This is a genomic window from Paenibacillus sp. BAC0078, assembly GCF_054483875.1.
The window spans coordinates 1-13424 of sequence record NZ_JBTLRW010000037.1 but is presented as its reverse complement, the minus strand read 5'-3'; the positions used below and the strand labels follow the sequence as shown (position 1 = coordinate 13424).

Sequence of the window (13424 nt, the reverse complement as noted above, 5' to 3'; positions counted from 1 at the left end):
ATGCTTAAGCGAGAGTATAAAACAAAGAGCGATCCAGTTACAGGACTGCTCTTTATTTTATTTTTTTAGTTTTTTTCTGCTACTTTAATGTAAGTAGCATCATAATCAACGATAGCCACTGTTTCAGCAGTCGTCTTTGTAGCGTCATACGTTACTTCATCTTGATTAAAATCTGATACAGACAGTTGCTTTTTTTCATACTTTCCATCTTCCGTATAAATTACATCTGGATGGTCTAAACGATCAGCAACATACTCTGGAACAATAGCTTCTACCGTATCAGTTACTGGTATCACCTGATTAGTCTCAGCAGCCTGGACTTTTATTGTGCCCATAAGTATGAATGAACTCACTAGAAGTGTAGCCAGCCCTAATACGATTGGTCTGACGCGCAATTTTCACACCTCCCTCCAATCAAACTAGTATCATCCATTATATGACATTTTTTGCTCTATTGCCTACTGAATTAATTATGGATTGGTTGTAACCTCAATATTTGGAAGTTTTAATGCAATCCATTCACTGATACACTACCGTAATAACAGTGAAAGGGGAGATTTTGAAATGAATTCGGTTCGTTACAAGATCAGGGAATGCCGGGATCAAGAGAAAATTGAAAGTTTCCTTCATCAAGCGAGAATTGGGTATCTTGGGCTGGTTGATGGGAGCCTGCCCTATGTTTTACCGCTTAATTATGTGTGGACAGAGGGGAAGCTCTATTTTCACGGGGCCGGAGATGGAAGACGTAATCATGTCATGAGTGAGAATCCAGAGGTATGTTTTACGGTATGTGAGGAATACGGGACCATCACAGACCCGGTACCTGCCAAAACGGATACGGCTTATATGAGCGTAATGATATTTGGACAAGCAGAGCCAATTACAGATTTGGATGAAGCCACCCATGTACTTCAGGAAATGATCAATAAATACGTACCCGGCTATTATAACCGCCCCTTGTCGAAGCAGCATGTGGACAAATATAGGTCGGCTGTGTTCGGCGGACCGGTTCAAGTTTACCGTGTTATTCCACACCATATGACGGCAAAAGAAAGTCCAATTGAAGCAGAAAAAATGTATAGCACGGTCATGAATGCCGGACGAGAGGCTTAACGACAAGATACCGTTACGTCTTGCGCTAAGCTAACGTGTGCAGTAGTTCAATAAAAGTGCTCAAAAACGATCAAGGAGCTGCCGCGGCATGCTCCTTTCATTTTTTTGTCGATGAATCCGTTATCCGCTTTATCGTGCTGATTGGTATATCAAAATAGATTCAGGATATTCCTCACCTTAAGTTTTAAGTTATTTCTTCCTGAATAACGCTGTCAATAAGAAGGATTCACCGAATAATGAGCTAGGTTGTTCGATTTTTTGCATACGTCTAATTTCAATTAATTCAAAGTCCTTAAAGATGGCTTTAATTTTTTCTTCGGTATAACCTAATCCACCTTTTAGGCTTCGTTGTCGATAAACTTCCCAATCCGTCATGTCTGCACCCATGTCTCCTAATACGAAGCATGTTAAGCCGAAATACCCGCCCGGCTTCAAGATTTTGATCACCATATTGAGGAAGCTAACTCTACGATGTGGCAGAATATGATGGAAACATCCACTGTCATAAATAAAGTCGTAGATTTCTGACTCAATTTTGAAGTCAAAAATATTTTGGCAAAGAAAATTAACATCGACATTAGTTGTTTTAGCACGTTCTATTCCCCAGTGTATTGCTTCTTGAGAAATATCTACGGCATCAACGAAGCAACCATGTTTAGCCATATAGATAGCATTTCTACCAGCCCCGCAGCCTAATTCAAGGACCCTTCCAGCTTTGATGCGTCCTTGATGAAAGTATTGAACTAAGTTTTCATCAGGTGCGTTTACAAAAAAAGGGGTGCCTTTATTTCTGTCTGCATAAAATTTATCCCACCACTGTCCTTCTTCTCTAAAGAAGGAGTCAAGCATATTTAGAATATCCTCTACACTATGGATAGATTCAGCAGTAGTCATAGATGATTATTCCTCCTTTTGAATATGCTTTAATCATGAATATTGATGGAGAGGCTTGGATAAGCGGTTGTGAGTTCATTTTTTCGTAAATCCAGTCTGCTACGGTCGAAACCTACTCCAAACAAATCAGGTTCCGGCATAAAAGTAACACTTGTGCCGGATTCATTCGATATTCCCACTGTCATTAAACCAGACTGGGGCACACCATGCCTATATTCTTGCCGAAAAATCTTGCCGTCACGGCGAATTTCAACTGTGAGTTTCAGTGAAAGTGCATTAACTACTGCAATACTTATACCTTTTTCGGCTCCAGGAACTTGAAATGGTGCATTACTATTAAACCGGTTGACGTCAGTTAGAATAGATTGGACAACTGGTATATCTGTGTCAGGAAGTGCTCCAACAGGTATACCTCTTCCGTTATCAGTAATAGTGACACCTCCATCACCATGTAGGAAAATACCAACTTCACTGCAATGTCCTGCTTTATGCTCAAGTATTGAGTTTTCTACAACAGCCCAAAGAAGGTGATGCATATCGAAGTCCTGTTGTGTTCCCAAATACATCCCCGCGTTATTACGTGTTTCCATCATGTCGATATAGTCACTTGTATCCAGCAAGTCACCGACAGACGCTAACAACAAAAGAAGAGGAAGGCAACGGTGATTAGGAAAGGCATACTTTCCACCGGGTTCTTGGACTAATAAATCTGCTCCTAGTAACGCCTTGAGATGATGATAAAGCTGACCAGTTGTACCCATGTTTAAGCGGTCAACAAGTTCTGAGCCAGAAAGAGGTTCATTAAGAACAGATCTTAATATGTCTAATCGTTGCTTATTGCCAAGTGCAGCTAGAACTTTTGCGGCTTTCTCGCTATTTATTCCAAGTAATTGTTGCATTCGACGTTCTTGCGGTTCCCATCTAACCCGTTGTCCGTTTAGATGAAGATGACCGGAGTAGAAAATAGCACTTGGATCGATTTCCTCATTAACTGAATCTTTATGTGTAGTCTCAGGAAGATTGATTGCTGGCTTTCGTTCCAAAAGAAACTGATGAACTAATCGTTGAAGGTCTGCCATTTGTTTTTTCAGTAAATCAATTTCACTGCTTAAGTCACGAGACACGATTTGGGGTCACCAACCTTTACCGTTAATGTGATTATGTTATTACGTAATTATTATATTACGTAATTTGGCGAATGTAAATAAATGAGATAATTACATAATCCCGAAAAAGAAAATGACCCCTCGAAAAGGGGTCTTGATACTAGGACAAATATAATTATATGTACAAATAATTGCTTGAATCCGTTTTAAACAAAAAGATAAAAAAATTCAATATAAGTCTATTACTTTTTTTGAATGAATTGTATTGTTATTTACGCGGCCGCAGCACAATACGATAAGTGATGAAGGGAGAAGATCTGCATGATTACGCTCAGAAAAATCACTCTTGAAAACCGGCGTGCCATGTTTAACTTGGAAGTTTCAGAGGACCAACGGCAATTTGTTGCGTCTAATCTATCAAGCGTGGCGTCTTGTTATGTTCTTGCAACCAATGGAGGACATCCATTCCCATTTATCATTTACGCGGATGAGGAGCCTGTCGGGTTTGTTATGTTGGTTTATGGAACCACCGGTTATGAAGAACCGTCAATGGCAGAAGACAACTATTGCATCTTGCGACTGATGATTGACAAGCAATATCAGAACCGGGGTTATGGCCCTGAAGCCATGAAAAGAATCTTGGAATTCATCCGTACCTTTCCGGCAGGACCAGCACCTTACTGCTGGATTCCTTATAAAGCCGATAACACCGCTGCCAAAAAGCTTTATGAAAGCTTCGGCTTTCGTGACAATGGTGAAGTCTTCAACAACGAATCAATAACCGTATTGCGGCTCTGATTTTGCTGTCAAACTGTTAGAATTTATCTTATTCTGCGTTCTAAGGAAAGAACTATTGGAGAACGATAGTACCACAAGTAACAGCAAGCTTTTAACCCTACAAAATTGTGCAGGAGATGTCGGATGGGTTCTACCGAACCTTGTTATCCTATACCTGAAGGGAGGTCATTTGAATGGATTGGCTTGTATGTCTGAACAGAGCCTTACACTATATTGAAGAGAATCTTGATGAAGACATAGACCTGAAGGAAGCAGCCAGGTTGGCTTGTTGTTCTGAATACCATTTTTCAAGAATGTTCTCATTCCTTGCAGGCATCACATTATCGGAATACATCCGCCGGAGACGCCTAACACTTGCGGCATTTGAGCTTCAAACCGGTGATTTAAGAGTAGTAGATGTGGCGGTGAAATACGGTTATAGCTCAGCAGATGCCTTTTCCAGAGCATTTCAAAGCTTGCATGGAATCTTGCCCTCTTTGGTAAAGTCCCATGTCCCATCTTTAAAAGCCTATCCGCGTATGACCTTCCAATTAACTATTCAGGGAGGATGCGCAATGAATTATCGTATTGTAGAGAAAGAAGCATTCAGTATCGTAGGTATCACGAAGAGGGTGCCTATCCAATTTAACGGCGTAAATTCAGAGATTTCATCTATGTTGAACTCCTTAACCAGCACCGACATTGACGAACTCAAAAGGCTTTCGAACGTTGAACCGCTGGGCTTGATTCAAGCGTCGACGAATTTTACTGAAGGACGCATGGAGGAAAAGGGGGAGCTTGACCACTATATTGGCGTGGCTACAACCAAGCAGTGCCCTGAGCATCTGGCAAAATTAGAGGTACCGGCAGTAAGTTGGGCCGTATTCGAAGCAGTAGGACCGTTCCCGGATACTTTACAAAATGTATGGGGGCGTATTTATTCTGAATGGTTCCCCTGTTCAAATTACGAATTAGCCCCAGGGCCCGAAATCTTATGGAATGAGAGTAAGGAGGTAACATCGCCTACCTTTAAAAGCGAGATTTGGATACCTGTTACGAAAAAAGAATGACCATAGTTTGATACCGAACGGACAGCCGGATCTGCCTGAGCCCGCAATGCGGCTTCGCTTCTACGGAAGAAGGCAACCATCTGACAGAAGAGCAGCAGTGGCGCAAGCTTGCTTTTATTAATGAAATTGCCGGAGAGATCTGGAAATAATCAATAAGCTGGCAGGAGAGTACCACGATATTAGCCGTACGGATGATCATCCGTACGGCTAAAGGTGCGTTCTGTCCTCCTCCCCGACTTAAGTCCAGCCGCAGGACCGGTCCGCAGACCATTTTGTTTGCGCTGCAGAAGGAATAAACTTGTAAAAGAGTTGGTTGACGGAAAATAAGGCTGCCCGATTGGCGGCGGATAATAAGGAGCAGGTGATAACGATGCGCAAAACAAGAGTGCTGATTCTCTCGGAAGGATTCGGAAGCGGTCATACTCAGGCTGGTTACGCTCTGGCTGCCGGATTAAGAAAGATGGACCGGAACATTCGAACGAAGGTGATGGAGCTGGGGTCCTTTTTAAATCCTACGGCGGCTCCTTTGATTTTGTCCGCATATCGCGCGACCGTGAATACAAGTCCGACCCTGGTCGGCATGATGTACCGCATGAAATATGAAAAGCCGGTCGGACGCTTCTCCTGGATGGCGCTGCACACAATGTTCTATCACCATACGGCCCAGGTCATAGAACAGTTGCAGCCCGACCTGATCATCTGTACGCACCCCATTCCTAGCGCGATCATTTCCAGGCTGAAGAGGTCCGGCATGGACATTCCGCTCTACACGGTTATTACCGATTATGATGCGCACAGTTCATGGATTACGCCCGGTGTGGACCGCTACCTCGTATCCGCGCCGGAAGTGCGCGCTTTGCTGATCCAGCGCGGCATTAAGCCGGAAGCCGTTCAGGTGACGGGCATTCCGGTGCACCCCGATTTCTGGAGCGTCCGTGACAAACAGGTCGTAAGAAAAGAACTGGCCATCAAGGATATGCCTACCGTGTTTGTGATGGGGGGCGGCTGGGGACTGTTGTTCAAAGAGGATTTCATCGCAAGGCTCGCCGCCTGGAGGGAGCGTGTGCAGATCGTATGCTGCGTGGGAAGCAACGCTAAACTGGCTGCCAAGCTGCGGAATGATCCCCGTTTTGACCATCCCAACATCATCGTGCTCGGGTTTACCCGCGAGATCAGCAAATGGATGGATGCATCCGACCTGCTGATTACCAAGCCGGGCGGTATGACCTGTACCGAAGGGCTGGCCAAGGGGCTGCCGATGCTGTTTTTTGAGTCCCTGCCCGGGCAGGAAACAAAAAATTGCGAATATTTCGTCAAAAGCGGATATGGTGAAGTGCTGGCCTCCGGGGATGCTTTGGACATATGGTTCCGCCGGATTGCGGGCGAAAGCGCGGGGAGCAGCGGCTACGGGAAAGTGAAAAGACTGAATCCGCAGCCTGTCTACAAGCCGGAACGCTGCGCACAGACGGTAATGCAATTGCTGCAGCCAGCATCCGGCTCTGTTCCGGATCGTGAGCAGATGAAGGAGCCGCGACTGGCCGGACAAATGGCGAATTAAGAAATACATCGGCACCGGATTCGTTCCATTGTATTTATTATCGTTGACAAAACATTTAACTAGGTTTAGTATTGAAAAAAATTAAAAGCGGCACACCATTAAAAACTGAATAGTTAGCAAGCTATGATTGCTATGGATCACACTATAGCAGGAGCAGCTTCTGGAGAGACCGTGGAAATTCACGGCGCCGAAGGGTTCACAATCTCAGGCAAAAGGACAGAAGAGTACTGAATAATTTATTTGTTATCCTGATAATAATCAGAATAGCATATATTATTTGTTATTCTTATGACCCGGAGATTGGAGCGTATCCAATCTCTTTTTTTATTGGCATTATTACTTGTTCGTTTTTTCACATGAAAGAAATATTGAGGGGGAGCTAATCTTGGCACAACAAGAATTAAAGAGAGACTTAGAGAATCGGCATGTTCAGCTCATTGCAATTGGCGGCACTATTGGTACCGGACTGTTTTTAGGATCGGGTAAAGCTATTCAACTGGCAGGGCCATCCATTATTTTTGCTTATTTAATTGTGGGTATCGCTGTTTTTTTCGTTATGAGGGCACTGGGAGAGCTCTTGTTGTCTAAAGCAGGATATCAATCTTTTACAGACATTGCTGAAGATTATCTTGGACCGCGGGCAGCGTTTATCACCGGATGGACATATTGGTTTTGCTGGATCATGACGGCTATGGCTGATATCATCGCTGTTGGGGTATATGTGCAATATTGGTTTGATATCCCGCAATGGATACCTGCAGTCATCTGCTTAATCATTTTATTAGGGCTCAATCTATTAACGGTAAAAAATTTCGGGGAACTGGAATTCTGGTTTGCGCTAATCAAGGTGGTGACTATCCTCGCATTAATTGCCATCGGGGTTATTTTGCTGGTGATCGGCTTCAAAACAGATGCAGGAACGGTTTCACTTAAAAATATTTGGGGACATGGGGGAATATTTCCAAACGGAATTTCGGGTTTCCTGCTCTCCTTCCAGATGGTTGTGTTTGCCTTTGTTGGTGTGGAATTGGTGGGGGTATCGGCAGCGGAAACAGCTAATCCGGAAAAAAATATTCCTTCGGCCATCAATAAGATTCCTTTAAGAATTCTGTTCTTCTACGTTGGGGCAATTATCGCCCTATTATGCATTAACCCGTGGACAGAGCTGAATCCGTCAGAAAGTCCTTTTGTTAAAACATTCAGCTTAGTCGGGATACCGGTTGCCGCAGGAATTATTAACTTTGTCGTATTAACATCTGCCGCATCTGCTTGTAACAGCGGGATGTTTTCAACAAGCCGGATTCTATATAATTTGGGCAAGAATAACCAGGCTCCAGCCAGTTTTGCAAAACTGAATAAAAATCATGTACCAAGCAGCGCATTATTGACATCCACGCTTGTCCTATCCGTGGGAGCTCTTTTGAGCAAGCTTATTCCAGAGCAAGCCTTTGGCATCGTAACAACGATCAGTGCTATCTGTTTTATATGGGTTTGGGGTATCGTTCTAATTTGCCACTTACGATATAAGAGAACAAAGCCGGAATTACAGGCAAAATCGAAATTTAAAGCACCGTTTACCCCATTTATCAATTATGTTGTCCTGGCGTTGTTTGCGGTCATCCTTATAATTATGCTATTTGCAAAAGATACACGTCCGGCCTTATTGTTGACACCTGTATGGTTTATTCTCCTATTTGTTCTATATTCCACGAATAAAAGAAAGCGGGAAGTAGACCATACAGGTTCAGTGCAGAGCAAGCAATCCGTAGATGCCTGACATGTAAGGCGAAGAAAAATGGCGGCACAGGGAGTAACTTCCTTGATGCCGCCATTTTATATTTATTCCGTGCTTAAGCGTATTTGCGGATTGTATCGGCCAGCCGGTCAGCGATGTAATGCGCTCCGGAAGCAAGCTCGTTACGGTCAAAACGCAGCTTTACAAAGCTCTCATCCGCATCCAGAGCTTCTGCGAATAGGCCGGCGAGCCCGCGTGCCTTGCGGTCAACCTGCAGCAGCAGGCCGACGCCATCCTCATCCGGATAGAAGATGACTTCGAGTTCGTCCAGCTGGCCACGGAACATGGAGGTAGGGACAAATTCGAATTCCTGGATAAAAGGCATTCCGAATGTTTTGCCGTAATGCGGTGCATATTCACAGCTTACCTCACGAAGTCTAAATCCGAGCAGATCGGCTGCATCAAGAATAATAGCTGAATGGGGATGCGGCATTACCTGCAGATGGTCCTGATCGGTTGGATCCAGCGCTTCCTTGATATCCAGACCCGTGTGAATCCACACCGGCGTTCTGCCCATTGTCACCGGGGTAAAGGGCGGAAGCTGGAAGGAGACAGGGAACTCATAGACTTGATTGGCTTCTACGGTGAATTTCTCAGCGAGCAAAATTTTGGCCACAGTTGCTTCGACATTTGATTTTGAATCATTATACTCTTTCACATAACGCGTTTTGACAAAAGCGTAAACATCATCAATCTTTTGATCCACACGGCCGCCTTGAATCTGAACGACACCGGTGATTGTATCTCCGGCACTCACCGTATCTTGATGAAGCATAAGATCAACCTTGGCGGCACCAATTCCGGCGCTCGCCAGCATACGTTTGAACATGGACAATGGAAATATCTCCTCTCTATTCTTTGCGTACCCAATGATACGCATAAGTAATAATTGAGGTTTCGAACTTACGGAAGGATATTGTTTACCATCAATTACCACAAAACCATTTTGCTTTTGCCTCGTCCAACTGTGTAGTAGCAAATCTATACACAAGGTGATGAACATATGATCAAACGAAATGCTGCACTTCTGTCTCTGCTAGCCCTTTCACTCTATTCCTCGGGTGTTATCCATGCAGATGCCCGGCCGCAGGCCGAAGCCCGGAATATCTCCATCTATCTGGACGGACAGCGGCTTGAGCCCGGAGTCCCGCCGCTGAATCTGAACGGGACAGTGCTCGTACCGATGCGCGGATTGTTCGAAGCGCAAGGGGCTAAGCTGTCATGGAACAACGCGGACAAAATCGTCACCGCAACCAAGGCGGATACCACGCTTACCTACCGTATTGGGGCGCTGACTGCTGATTTGAACGGGCGGACACTGAGTGTGGAGGTTCCCGGGCAAATCGCCGGAAATTCGGCAATGATCCCGCTGCGCTTCATCAGCGAAGCTTTGGGCAGTAAGGTAGATTGGGTGCCGAGCACTCAATCCGTGCAAATCTCCTCCATTATTTATGAAACCTCGATTCTCCGTGGAGTCAACCTGCGCAGCTTACCGGATGCGAAGAGTAATCCGGTAAGTCCGGAACTGCTCTCCGCAGGTACGAAGGTGCATGTGGAGAGCGTTGCCGATGCGCTGTGGCTGAAGGTGAGAACCGGGGACAACCAGACGGGCTACATCTCGGCCAAACCGAAATACACCGATTACACCAGCGCTTTGCTCGCAGATAAGCAGGCAGATGCGCTGATCGCTTACGGCAAGACCTTCCTTGGCACACCGTATGAGTTCGGCGCTTCACCTGACCAGACCGCAACCTTCGACTGCTCGTCTTTTGTGAAGCGCGTATTCGAGGATACCTTGTCCATCGAGCTCCCCCGCGTGTCCTATGACCAGGCGAAGGAGGGCAAGGAGGTAGGGCTGAATGAGCTGCGTCCGGGTGACCTGCTGTTCTTCAGCGCACGCGGCTTGAACATCGGTCATGTAGCGATATATGCCGGGAATAATCAGCTCCTGCATACGTACTCCACCAAACTTAACGTGCATATGGAGGCCTTCGACGGCCAGTGGAAGAAGCGGTTCGTAACCGCCCGCAGAATTTTATAAGCAGCACCCAATCAAAAGATGAATACAAAAAGAACCCGGCAGACTTTGCCGGGTTCTTTGATATAAAAAAATTGCGCACAAATAAACATTGTGGTATGCTAAAAACGTGTTTTGATTTTTTTGTGTAAATAGTCACATATATCACATCTTATTTATACCTTAATCTTACCATGTGGATTGAGGGTTTGTCAAATGTTCTTTTTCGTATTCTGAGTAGGCTGAAAAGGAGTGTGTTCAGGAGAATGATTAACGCAAATGATTGGCAGCAAGAACAGGAGCGGCTGGATGAGGTTACGGAAAAACTGCGGTCGAGAATCGCCGAATGGGAACCGGAGGTTGCCGGGCTGCGGGAACAGGTAGCAGACATCCGCAAGCGGTTCTGGGAGGAAGTTTCGGTCAACACGAGCACAGACGAAGATTTCGAAGAGACCTTTTACAGTATAAAGCAGCAAGAGGCGTTATTGTCCGAACGGGAGCGGAGCCACCGGCTGCGGGTGCAGCGCTACAAAAGCATGAAACGGCTGCTGCCGTCTCCCTACTTCGGGCGTATTGATTTTCAGGAGGAGGGACTGGGCTTCAGCGAACAAATTTACATCGGAGTCTCGTCCTTCATGGATGCAGACGGAATGAGCTTTCTGGTGTATGACTGGCGGACACCCATTGCAAGTATGTACTACGATCATTCCCCGGGGGAGGCTGCCTATGAAACGCCGGGCGGAACGATTACAGGGGCAATGACGCTGAAGAGGCAATATCAGATCCAGGGCGGTCAGCTCCGGAATGTGTTCGACACAAGCTTAACCATCGGCGACGAGTTGCTTCAGCAGGTGCTGGGCAAGGGAGCGGACTCGCAAATGAAGAGCATCGTGGCGACCATCCAAAAGGAGCAGAACGCTATTATCCGCAATGACCAAAGCCGTATGCTCATTGTGCAGGGAGCGGCCGGCAGCGGGAAGACATCTGCGGCTCTACAGCGGGTAGCGTACTTATTGTATAAGCACCGGGATAGACTCAGGGCGGATCAGATCGTTCTTTTTTCGCCTAATCCGATGTTCAACAGTTATGTATCCACGGTACTTCCCGAGCTTGGTGAGGAGAACATGCAGCAGACGACCTTTCAGGAATATCTTGAGTATTGGCTCGGGTCTACGTTGCGGCTGGAGGACCCATTCGAGCAGATCGAATATATTCTGGCGTCAGAACTCTCGCAAGGCTATGAAGCACGGAGGAGCGGGATGCAGTACAAGGCGTCCGAAGCCTACTTGCATGCTCTCCAAAACTATGCGCTGTGGCTGGAAAAGGAAGGTATGCTATTCCGGAGTATCCGATTCCGGGACCGGGAGCTAATTACCGTGGAGCAAATGAAACTTCAATTTTATAGCTATGACAGCTCTATCCACCTGGTTAATCGCATCGGTCTGCTGCAGGAATGGCTGCTGCGTGAGCTGGCTTCGCTGGAGCGCCGGGAGCAGGAGGAGCCCTGGGTTCAGGATGAACTCGATTATCTCGACAATGAACAATATGCTGAAGCCTACAGTGCGCTGCTTAAGAAGTATCAGCGGGAAGTGGCTGTCTTCGATTTTGCCGAACAGTATGAGGAGCTCTATGGCGAGTTTCGCCAGAAGGAGGTAGGGGAGGAGAACGTCTTCGACTTTGCCATCCAGGAAGAAGAGCTGCTTCGCCGGATGATCGTGAAGGAACACTTCAAACCGCTGAGACGGGATGTGAAGCGGTTCATGTTCATAGATACGATTGGGCTGTATGATCAGGTATTCAGTGATGCCGCCGCTTACCGGATAATGACGAACGAGACCGAAGTTCCCGCTGAGTGGCCGGAAATCTGCAAGCAAACGAAGGAGAAGCTGAGCAGGCTTGAGCTGTTTTATGAGGATGCGACTCCGTTCCTTTATTTAAAAGAACTCGTAGAGGGCAGACGGATGAACACGGAGGTGCGGCATCTATTTGTCGATGAAGGCCAGGATTATTCGCCGTTCCAATACGTGTTTCTCAAGCGGCTGTTTCCCCGCGCCCGAATGACAGTGCTCGGTGACTTCGGCCAAGCGATTTTTCCCCAAGCAACGAATCTGCACGAGGCGGATTCGCCGCTGATCCGGCTGTACGGTGAAGCTGAAACGAGCCTGATCCGCCTGGTCCGCAGCTATCGCTCAACCCGCGAGATTGTGGAGTTTACGAAGCTGCTGCTGCCGGGCGAAGAGATCGTGCCCTTTGAAAGGAGCGGCAGGAAGCCGTATCTGCACAAAACTGGAAGCGGGGAAAAGCGGGCGTTGCGAATCATGGAGGACCTTGCGGCGCTTAAGGAGGAAGGCTTCGACTCCATCGCCATCATTACGAAAACCGCAGCCGAAAGCCGCGAGGCCTATGAAGCATTGATGACGCAGGGTTGCGGGGAATTGCGGCTCATTACGAAGGAGACACTCATTTTTGAGAAGGGAACGCTGGTTATCCCCGCATATCTCGCTAAGGGAGTTGAATTCGACGCCGTGCTGATGTACGATGCTTCTTCGCAGACGTATCACCGGGAAAGTGAACGGAAGCTATTTTATACAGCATGCACCCGCGCGATGCATCGGCTGCTGCTCTACACGACAGGGGAATGGACACCTTATATCCGGGCGTTGGATACGTCTTTTTATGAGTTGGGGCAATAGGCTGCCTTCACAGGACAAAAAACGCTCATTCCATCAGGGAACGAGCGTTTTTTTTGCACCTATTCTAATTATCCTTCGAGTGTCTTTCCCCAACCTGGAAGTCATCCGCATGCTCGAACATATATTTCACGGTTATCGGAGCTTGGCCCGTCAGCTTCTTGAAGTCGTCCGTGAAATTATCCATTTTGCCTAAGCGGATCGCTTCGCCGAATGTGACCATGCCCTCAGAAGAGAAGGGGGCTTCCGAGTCTTTTTTAACGGCCTTCTGAGAGAAGTCCCCTTCCTCTGCAGGTAGGGGATGAATCTCGGTTAGGCGAAGCCTATATGCATTTTCTATTGTGTGTGCCCTTGGGCGTCAAATTCATCCTATCTTTTTCCAATAAGAGGATAGATGTTGGATG

At 46.6% G+C, this 13424-nt stretch carries 12 protein-coding genes, 1 pseudogene and 1 riboswitch; of the genes and pseudogenes, 8 read left to right on the top strand and 5 right to left on the bottom strand.

Features of this window, described 5'->3' with window-relative positions:
* Positions 1–65: 65 nt before the first annotated feature.
* Positions 66–395 carry a hypothetical protein gene (locus ACX1DY_RS31040; protein WP_458967974.1) on the bottom strand — a complete coding sequence of 110 codons (330 nt, stop codon included), beginning with the start codon at positions 393–395 and terminating at the stop codon, positions 66–68.
* A 169-nt stretch (positions 396–564) separates the two neighbouring features.
* Between ACX1DY_RS31040 and ACX1DY_RS31035 the strand changes: the two genes are divergently transcribed.
* On the top strand, positions 565–1113 hold the full coding sequence (locus ACX1DY_RS31035) for a pyridoxamine 5'-phosphate oxidase family protein (protein ID WP_458967973.1): 549 nt from the start codon (positions 565–567) through the stop codon (positions 1111–1113).
* Positions 1114–1302: 189 nt separating this feature from the next.
* Here the strand turns inward: ACX1DY_RS31035 and ACX1DY_RS31030 are convergent, their stop codons facing one another.
* Both ACX1DY_RS31030 and ACX1DY_RS31025 read right to left on the bottom strand, forming a co-directional pair.
* Positions 1303–2007 carry a class I SAM-dependent methyltransferase gene (locus tag ACX1DY_RS31030; RefSeq protein ID WP_458967972.1) on the bottom strand — a complete coding sequence of 235 codons (705 nt, stop codon included), beginning with the start codon at positions 2005–2007 and terminating at the stop codon, positions 1303–1305.
* 29 nt (positions 2008–2036) lie between these two features.
* Positions 2037–3131, bottom strand: coding sequence for an ATP-binding protein (locus ACX1DY_RS31025; protein ID WP_458967971.1), 1095 nt, complete (start codon positions 3129–3131; stop codon positions 2037–2039).
* Positions 3132–3434: 303 nt separating this feature from the next.
* On the opposite strand from ACX1DY_RS31025, the gene ACX1DY_RS31020 reads away from it, so the two are divergent.
* From ACX1DY_RS31020 to ACX1DY_RS31000, 5 genes and pseudogenes are all read left to right on the top strand, one after another.
* Positions 3435–3911 carry a GNAT family N-acetyltransferase gene (locus ACX1DY_RS31020; protein ID WP_458967970.1) on the top strand — a complete coding sequence of 159 codons (477 nt, stop codon included), beginning with the start codon at positions 3435–3437 and terminating at the stop codon, positions 3909–3911.
* Positions 3912–4084: 173 nt separating this feature from the next.
* Positions 4085–4960: an AraC family transcriptional regulator gene (locus ACX1DY_RS31015; RefSeq protein WP_458967969.1), complete on the top strand. Its 876-nt coding sequence runs from the start codon at positions 4085–4087 to the stop codon at positions 4958–4960.
* A 23-nt stretch (positions 4961–4983) separates the two neighbouring features.
* Positions 4984–5109: pseudogene (locus tag ACX1DY_RS31010) on the top strand (5-methyltetrahydropteroyltriglutamate--homocysteine methyltransferase); the annotation flags it as partial.
* A gap of 221 nt (positions 5110–5330) precedes the next feature.
* Entirely contained in the window at positions 5331–6518 is a 1188-nt protein-coding gene (locus tag ACX1DY_RS31005) for an MGDG synthase family glycosyltransferase (protein WP_458967968.1), read from the top strand.
* A 150-nt stretch (positions 6519–6668) separates the two neighbouring features.
* Positions 6669–6748, top strand: a riboswitch (glycine riboswitch).
* Between the two features lie 155 nt (positions 6749–6903).
* Positions 6904–8295 (top strand): amino acid permease, encoded by a 1392-nt coding sequence (locus ACX1DY_RS31000; protein WP_458967967.1) that lies wholly within the window; start codon positions 6904–6906, stop codon positions 8293–8295.
* Positions 8296–8368: 73 nt separating this feature from the next.
* Here the strand turns inward: ACX1DY_RS31000 and ACX1DY_RS30995 are convergent, their stop codons facing one another.
* Positions 8369–9142, bottom strand: coding sequence for a sporulation protein (locus ACX1DY_RS30995; protein ID WP_458967986.1), 774 nt, complete (start codon positions 9140–9142; stop codon positions 8369–8371).
* A gap of 174 nt (positions 9143–9316) precedes the next feature.
* Here ACX1DY_RS30995 and ACX1DY_RS30990 point away from each other — a divergent pair, with 174 nt between their 5' ends.
* A complete protein-coding gene (locus tag ACX1DY_RS30990) occupies positions 9317–10354 on the top strand; it encodes a C40 family peptidase (RefSeq protein WP_458967966.1) in 1038 nt (345 codons plus the stop codon).
* A 242-nt stretch (positions 10355–10596) separates the two neighbouring features.
* Positions 10597–13023 (top strand): RNA polymerase recycling motor HelD, encoded by a 2427-nt coding sequence (gene helD, locus ACX1DY_RS30985; protein WP_458967965.1) that lies wholly within the window; start codon positions 10597–10599, stop codon positions 13021–13023.
* A 64-nt stretch (positions 13024–13087) separates the two neighbouring features.
* On the opposite strand, the gene ACX1DY_RS30980 is transcribed toward helD, so the two are convergent.
* Positions 13088–13243, bottom strand: coding sequence for a hypothetical protein (locus ACX1DY_RS30980; RefSeq protein ID WP_458967964.1), 156 nt, complete (start codon positions 13241–13243; stop codon positions 13088–13090).
* Between the last annotated feature and the right edge of the window lie 181 nt (positions 13244–13424).